We start from the raw sequence: 7,329 nt of genomic DNA, 5'->3' as shown, positions 1-7,329 counted from the left end.
CGGCGTCGGCGGTGGCGGGGTGCGGGTGACCGGCTTGACGGGCGGGGGCGGTGGAGCGGGCGGCGTGGGCGGTGCCGGCGGCGCCATCAGGTTGACGAAGATCGGCGCGGCCTGCACGACGGCCTCGCGCACCGCGGGCACCTGCAGGATCGCCCAGCCGGCACCCAGGTGCAACGCGGCGATGCCGGCGACGACGGCACGCAGCTGCCCCGGCGACAGCCCGTCGGTGCGCACCGGCCGGCGGCTGAGCGGCGGCAACGGCGGATGCGTCGCGGAGACGGGAACGGCGGCCATGGTGGGGGTGGGTGCGGCGAGGGGCAACTTCAAACAACTTCAAAAACTTTAACATAAACAAGAATGATTCTCATTGTGTTGCGTTGAACGCGTTCGACTCGCAGGGGATGCAGTTCATTGCGTGAGGGTTCACGAGTGGGTCATCTGCACCGATTGAGATGTGCTTTCGAGCTTCCTAGACTGCGCCGCAGTCTCATCACTCCATCAGGACGTCCTGTCATGAAAATCCTTTGCAACGGGCTGTTGACCGTCGGGCTGTGCGTGCTCGCCGAGGCCGCTTTCGCCGGTCGCATCGCCGAGCCCTTCCCCAGGAACCCCTATAGCTATGTCGACGGCAATCCCCTCAGCTTCATCGACCCGAACGGCCTAGATCGCTGGGGCGTCGGGAGCGGTCTTGGCATCGTCTACACGCAGATGTCGCTGGGCCGCAGCGTCTACTACGATGCTGCCTCCGGCGAGTCGTTCGTCTTCGAGACACGCAACGCGGTCACAAGCAACTCCTTGCCGGGAGCTGCCGACCCCTACTCCGGGCTGGTGACGTTCTGTCAATCCGGACAGCTTGGTGATGCCTACGGCACGGCAAAGATGCGAACCACGGATCCTCGCTCCCGATGGATCCACGGAGGTGGAACCGGAACGGCCGATCCTTACTCGCCCCGGCAAGGATGGGTCCCGACCAATGGGTGCACGAGGGGGCAGAACGTGGATGTCGAAAGTTTGTGCACCAGCATCCAGCTCTTCAGGATGCGGTATCCCGAGGGCACGATCTTGTATCGCCGAGACTGAAGGAATGAACCGCAGATTCTTCCTGGCGGCACTGCAGATGGTGGCCTCGGTGATCATCATGCCGTCCTGGGCGGCACCCGCACCTGACCAAGGCTCGTGCCTGGCCGGCCTGTGCATTGAAGACAGGTCGGCCACCGAGCCCACCGTCGTCCGCCAGCTCGGCCATGGAGCGGTGAGCATTGGGGAAGCAGGGGCGCGAACTCACTGCTACGTCGACGCCAAAGCCGGTGTGTGGGCGGAGTTCGGCTTCGAGGACCATCCGTCGAGATGGAGCCGGCCGACACTCAACAGCATCATGCTGACCACCACACCGCTGTGCACTCCTGAAAATCAGCGGCGCGCACCGGATTTCGGGCGTCGGCTGGGAGGTATTGCCATCGGCTGGCCCGAAGCTGCTGTCGTTGAACGCCTGGGGCAACCGTTTCGCGTTGACGACCTGAAGGAGATGGATCGTCGCCATCACACCGTGATCGCACGGCGCAAGAGGTCCGACTTCGGCGAGATCGCCTATGTCTATGCCGACCCAGCCACGCTCAGGTTCCTCTTCGTCTTTCTCGAGAACGGCGTCGTCAAGACGCTCTGGTTCGCCGAGACGGAATGATGAGCGGCGAGGCATCGCCGATGGAACTGCTCTCGATCAAGGCAGAGCCCTTGTTCATGCAGAAGGCCGAGGGCGACAGCGTCCGTTTCTGCCGCTGAAACGGAAGCGGGCCGCACAAGGCGGCCCGTCAGAGGTGTCAGGAGCCCCGCCTTTCGGCAAGGCCCTGCAAGTCAGATCATCACTTCGCGACGATCACCTGGGCCTCGGTGCCGGCCTCGCGGCGCAGCATCACCAGGAACCCGGTCTGCGACGGCGACGCCGTCGCGCCGCCCACCGGCGTCAGCGTGTCCACGCGCTGGATGCGCAGGCTGCGCACGATGCCGCTGCTGTCGCCGTTGACCGCGTAGCGCGGCTTGGCCGGCGTGAAGGTCATCTTGTCGAACGCATCGGTCACGTTGCCGCTGTAGTAGTTGTCGTAGCCGATCGCGGTGAAGTCGAACTGCTGGTCCGGCGTCAGGCCCAGTGCCGCGAGCGGCACCGTCATGATCATGTTCGCCGAGTTGAAGTCCGCATCCGCGTAGTAGAAGGCGCCTCCCGCGCCGGTCGCCAGGTTCACGACGTTGATCAGGTTGATGCCGGTCGCACCGAACCCGCCCTGCTCCGCGTTGTAGACCGCGAAGTCCGGCACGCCGTCGCGGTCGACGTCGATGTCGACCTCGAAGCCCGCCGGGTAGTTCGGCGTCGCGCGCCGCCCGAAGCTGCTCAGCGCGAACTGCAGCGCCCCCGCATCGGCCACGTAGCGCACGCCGATCGCACGCATGTCGATGAACGCGAAGTTGTCGCCCGGCTTCGGCAGCTCGGCCGGGTCGGCCTTCTTGCTGGTGCCGGTGAGCGCGAAGATGTCGAACTCGCTGTCGGCCGCGCCGATGTTGCCCATCAGGATGATGCCGCCCGGCCAGTTCGGGCGCACCGCCGCCACCGCGAGGTTCTGCGCCGCCTTGCGCGGCAGGATGTGCCACGGCACGCTCAGCAGCTCGGTGCCGGCCGTGAGCGTCAGGTAGCCGTCGTACTCCGGTGCGTCGAACAGGTCGCCGCTGCCGCCTTGCGCGCCGGCCTCCAGCGTCCAGTCGGGCAGCTTGGCGGGGTTCACGCGCAGCTTCACGGTGATCGTCTGGCGGCCTCCCGCCGCGACCTTCACCGAGCTCGGCGCCGAGATCGTCACCGCGCCGCTGGCCTGGTCGTCGGCGAAGCGGAAGGCGCTCTTGATCGAGAAGGTCTTGGCCGTGGTGCCGAAGTTCTCGACCACCAGCTTCTTCTCGTACTCGGCCGGGGCCGACACCTCCTGCGCACCGAACGACAGCGCCGCCGACAGCGAGCCCGGCTCATAGGCGATGGCATTCAAGGCCAGCGCCTTGTTGACCCGCACCTCGCCCGCGCCGATGCGCGTGATCGGCGCCAGCACGCCCGGCAGCAGCGCCGGGTTGGTGTAGATCTGGTTCATCGCGCTGTTCATCAGCATCGCCTTGATCTGCAGCGGCGTGCGCGCCGGGTACTTGCCGATCAGGATCGCCGCGGAGCCCGCGATCATCGGCGTCGCGCCCGAGGTGCCGCCGAAGGCTTCCTCCTCGGTCCCGCCACCGGCCACCGCCGACACCGAGGCGCCGGGCGCGCCGATCTCGGGCTTGATGGTCTGGTAGCTGATGCTCGGGCCGCGCGCCGAGGTGCTGGCCATGCTGCCGATCAGCGGCACCTTGGTGCCGTCGCTGACCGTCACGTTGACCGGTGCCGCGATGTTGGCCTTGATCTTGTTCGACGTGGACTGCGTGATCACCAGCGTCGGCACGAAGTGGGTGCCGCCGCCGTTGCTGAACGACACCGCGTCGCCCGGGGCGACCAGGCCGAGCAGCACGCCGGTGGCACCGGCCGCGCCGGCCGCATCCACCTTCAGGCTGATCGAGCAGGCGCCGCGGTCGACCAGCGCCACCTTGCCGGCCGGGTTGGCCAGCAGCGCCTCGCCCGGGCAGGCGGTGCCGACGAACACCACGTCGCCGCTGAAGCCGCCGGCGATCGGCGCCCAGTCGACCGTCGCGGTGTTGCCGTAGGTGCCGGCGATCGAGGCCGGCGAGTTGATCTTCAGGCCGAAGGCGACGGCGCTCGGCACCTGCGTCTGCGCGACGCTGATGGCCCCCGGGGCGATCGACGGCGAGCTGACGATGTACGGCTTGTTCGCCGAGTTGCCGGCCGCGACTACCGCCACGATGCCGGCATCGACCGCGGTCGAGATGGCCTCGGTGGAGTCGTCGATGTTCTGGCCGTAGTCGGAGCCGAGCGACAGGTTCATCACGTCGACCGCGTCGGACGGGTCGCCGTCGCCGTTCGGGTCGATCGACCAGTCGATCGCCTTCAGGATCGCGACGCCGTTGCAGCTGGTCGCCACCGCGCTGCACACGCGCAGTGCCAGCAGCTGGGCGCCGGGGGCGACGCCCTTGTGGGTGCCGTCCAGGCTCTTGCCGCCGATGATGTCGGCGACGTGCGTGCCATGGCCCTGGAAGTCGATCGGGTTCGGGTCTTCGGTGCGCGGGCCGTTCGGCCACACGTCACCGACGAAGTCGAAGCCGCCGACCACCTTGCTGGTCGGGAAGACGCTCGGGTCGATGGTGGTGTTGCGCGGATCGCTCGGGTCGGTGCCGTAGGCCTTCAGGTAGGCCTCGGGCGTGCCGGCCCCACCCAGGTTGCGGTGCGTGTAGTCGATGCCCGAATCGAGCACCGCCACGCGCACCCCGGTGCCGTCGGCCCCGGCCTGCTGCGCCGCGGTGGCGCCGATGTACGGCACCGTCTCGGCGAGGCTCATCTCGTAGTGGTTGACGCGGCGCACCTTGGCGACGCCCGGCAGCGCGGCGATGGCCTTCAGCTGCGAGGCGTCGACGCGCACGGCGATGGCGTTGTGCGCCATGTGGACGCGGCCGAGTTCCTGGGCGCCGAGCGTGGAGAGGCTGGCCTGCAGCGCATCCTGGTGCGACAGCACGCTCTTGCGGTGCGCGGCCAGCGCCTCGCGCGTGGCCTGCGGCGCTTCGCGCAGCGTCTTCACGCTGAGCGTGCGTTCGGTGGTCGATGCGGCAACGGCGAGCTGCGCGGCGGCAGCGGCCACCGGCGCGTCGGTGAGCGTCACCCACACGTCGACCGAGCCGGTCGCCTTCGACAGGCGCGTATCGACCACGTCGACACGGCCACCGGGCAGCGCGGTCTGCTGCACGGTGCGCACCGGAGCGTCGGCAAGCGGCGCATCCGCGGCGGCCGAGGTATCGGGCGCACCGTCACTGCCGCTGCCGCCTCCGCCGCCGCAGGCGGCCAGGACGAGCGCGGCAACGACCGCCAGCCCGGACTTCCAGGAAATTCGGATAGACACGAGACACTCCTTGTGGGGCACGTCCACCCGATCCGTCCGACTGCCTGCAAGCAGGACCGGGACAGCGCAGTACACGGGTGCGTGCAACTGCGCTGTGCGTGGGGTTGATGGGAAGCTGGATGCTCGGTGGCGCAGCTTCGGTGTGTCAAGGCGTGACATTTCCTTCCCCCTAACCCTGGGGGGAGCGGAAAACCCTGGGTCGTCGGACCACATCGGAGGAGCTCCGGCGCGCGGGGGCGCAGGTATGCTCGCGCGGATGAAGACCCTCCTCCGCTGGCTCCTGCTCGCCGCCGCGTTGCTGCTGGTGGCCCACCTCTACCCCGGCGTCACGGTGACCAGCTTCGGCTCGGCGATGCTGGCCGCGCTGGTGCTGGGCCTGCTGAACGCGCTGCTGCGACCGATCCTGGTGCTGCTGACACTGCCGGTCACCGTGCTGACGCTCGGGCTGTTCCTGTTCGTGATCAACGCGCTGATGTTCTATTTCGCGGCGCAGCTGCTCAGCGGCCTGGCGGTCGCCGGCTTCTTCGCGGCCTTGATCGGGTCGTTGATCTACAGCTTGTGCGGGGTGGTGATCGATGCCGCTCTGGAGGCGGTCTTCAACTCTCGAGGCAACTGATTCAGAAGGTCAGGCCAGCCGGTTGCGAGTGAAGTCGTTCACCAGTTTGGCAAAGCCCTCGTCGCCGATGTCGTCCGGCCTGAATGTGACCGTTCGCGTCGTCGTCGGATTCTCGGTCGGAGCCGAGGTTGCTGACGCCGTGGTCTGCGCAGGCACTGTCGTGGCGGGGGCGGCAAGTTCGGACGTCAGGTCCGTCGACGTGGCAATGGTCGATTGACGAATCGTTGGCGGCGCAGCTGCCAAGGCCCGCCTGACCCCGGATACGCCGCCCGCAACGGCTCGACTTGCTCCATTCACGAGTTTCCAGCCGGGGGCCAGGACCAGATCGCGAGCCGGTTTGCCATCGAAGAGGTAGGTGCTCTTGCCGTACCGATCCGTGTTCTTCGACAGGCGATCAACGAATGACTGGATGGCCCTCTTCGCGCCGGTCGGCATGCGCCGTTCACGCAAGCGGTGAAATGCCTCGGCAGCGCAAATGGCCGCACCCCTCCGCTGCACCGCGAAGACCGGGCGCAGGTTCTTGGCAAGCGTGCTCTTGGCGGGACCGGCCCCACTCAGAGCGCCCAAGCTCCCTTTGAAGACCTTTGCAATGAATTTCAGACTCGGCATGGAAACCTCCGCAGGCAACGAAACGGCCAGGCCGCAGCCTTGCACCATGCAAACGCCCGTCGCCTTGAAACTCGTTCGCACGGGCCTTGAGTAACCAGCGAGCCACTCCGGTTCCACTGCCCCGCCTCTGACCTTCGTCAGGCGCCGGGCCTCGGGCACGTTGCCCTCCGAGGCCTGTCACAGCTGCGTGAGCAGATAGAGGCTGTGCTTGAGCTCGGCCATCTCGCTTTGCAGCCTGCCGGACGCCACCGGATCGAAGAAGTGGGACCACACCAGGTCGGCATGTGTCGAGACCAGCGGCCACACCGGTGACATGGTCCGGCCCTGCTCCTCGCACTTGACGCACTCCAGGTGATAGTGGAGATCGACTTCGTGGCACATCAGATCGTAGGCCTGAGGTTGACGGCACGTCAGCATCACGAAGAAGGCCTCCGGCAGCGATTCGTAGCGCGGTTCGTACGACTCGGGGGCTTGATAACCCTCGCGCCGATGCAGACCCGAGGGGGCCCTGTCGTCGGGTCGTTCAGGGGTCGAGTCAGCCCGGGCTTGCCGCGATCCATCGACTTTGCCCTTGGCCTCCAACTCGAACGTGCTGTCCAGGCGCTGTGCCTCGGCGTTGATCGCCGTCGAGGCCTCTGCGAAGGACGACCCGGCCGATACGATCTTGCGCAGCTTCGTCACAGCCGAACCCGCTGCATCGGCAGTCTTGCCGGCGGCCGAGCAACCTGCTTCGAGGGCCGCGCCGGCCGCCTTCGCGACGCCTTGGCCACACTCTTGCCAAACATTTCCCGCATCCCGAACCGCGTCCGTCACGGCTTCAAGCATCTTGTGCGCTTTGCTCCGGGCCTTCGCGAACGGTTGGCGGAAGTCGGCAAGTCTTGACGGCTTTCGGTCCGGCTCGACACCGTATGCGTCGGAAGGGCACTCGAATGTTCTCGGGGTGGTGAAGGTGCTCACACTGTGCATTGATGTCTCCCAACAAGTGGCTCAGGGACCGCATGCACGCCACGCTACGCGGCGCGCCCGACCCGCAGGGGTCGTCCCCGAGACCGTCTGAGTAACCACGGCGCCGAAGCC

The 7,329-nt window shown here is 67.3% G+C and carries 6 protein-coding genes and 1 pseudogene; 3 read left to right on the top strand and 4 right to left on the bottom strand.

Going from position 1 to position 7,329, the window contains the following annotated elements:
* Positions 1 to 294: pseudogene (locus AC1DXV_RS04825) on the bottom strand (energy transducer TonB); the annotation flags it as partial.
* Positions 295 to 513: 219 nt separating this feature from the next.
* Between AC1DXV_RS04825 and AC1DXV_RS04820 the strand changes: the two are divergent.
* Positions 514 to 1,080 (top strand): RHS repeat-associated core domain-containing protein, encoded by a 567-nt coding sequence (locus tag AC1DXV_RS04820; protein ID WP_477864130.1) that lies wholly within the window; start codon positions 514 to 516, stop codon positions 1,078 to 1,080.
* 4 nt (positions 1,081 to 1,084) lie between these two features.
* Entirely contained in the window at positions 1,085 to 1,681 is a 597-nt protein-coding gene (locus AC1DXV_RS04815) for a hypothetical protein (protein WP_477864131.1), read from the top strand.
* Positions 1,682 to 1,859: 178 nt separating this feature from the next.
* On the opposite strand, the gene AC1DXV_RS04810 is transcribed toward AC1DXV_RS04815, so the two are convergent.
* Complete coding sequence (locus AC1DXV_RS04810) at positions 1,860 to 5,027, bottom strand: S8 family peptidase (RefSeq protein WP_477864132.1); 3,168 nt, start codon at positions 5,025 to 5,027, stop codon at positions 1,860 to 1,862.
* Positions 5,028 to 5,283: 256 nt separating this feature from the next.
* On the opposite strand from AC1DXV_RS04810, the gene AC1DXV_RS04805 reads away from it, so the two are divergent.
* Positions 5,284 to 5,643, top strand: a complete 360-nt coding sequence (locus AC1DXV_RS04805) for a phage holin family protein (protein ID WP_477864133.1) — start codon at positions 5,284 to 5,286, stop codon at positions 5,641 to 5,643.
* 9 nt (positions 5,644 to 5,652) lie between these two features.
* On the opposite strand, the gene AC1DXV_RS04800 is transcribed toward AC1DXV_RS04805, so the two are convergent.
* Together AC1DXV_RS04800 and AC1DXV_RS04795 are read right to left on the bottom strand one after the other, a co-directional pair.
* On the bottom strand, positions 5,653 to 6,252 hold the full coding sequence (locus tag AC1DXV_RS04800; protein ID WP_477864134.1) for a hypothetical protein: 600 nt from the start codon (positions 6,250 to 6,252) through the stop codon (positions 5,653 to 5,655).
* A gap of 177 nt (positions 6,253 to 6,429) precedes the next feature.
* Positions 6,430 to 7,209, bottom strand: coding sequence for a hypothetical protein (locus tag AC1DXV_RS04795; RefSeq protein ID WP_477864135.1), 780 nt, complete (start codon positions 7,207 to 7,209; stop codon positions 6,430 to 6,432).
* Between the last annotated feature and the right edge of the window lie 120 nt (positions 7,210 to 7,329).

It is taken from the genome of Rhizobacter sp. P3_C12, assembly GCF_056402735.1.
The sequence above is the reverse complement of the archived record's forward strand: the minus strand, read 5'-3'. Positions and strand labels throughout refer to the sequence as shown.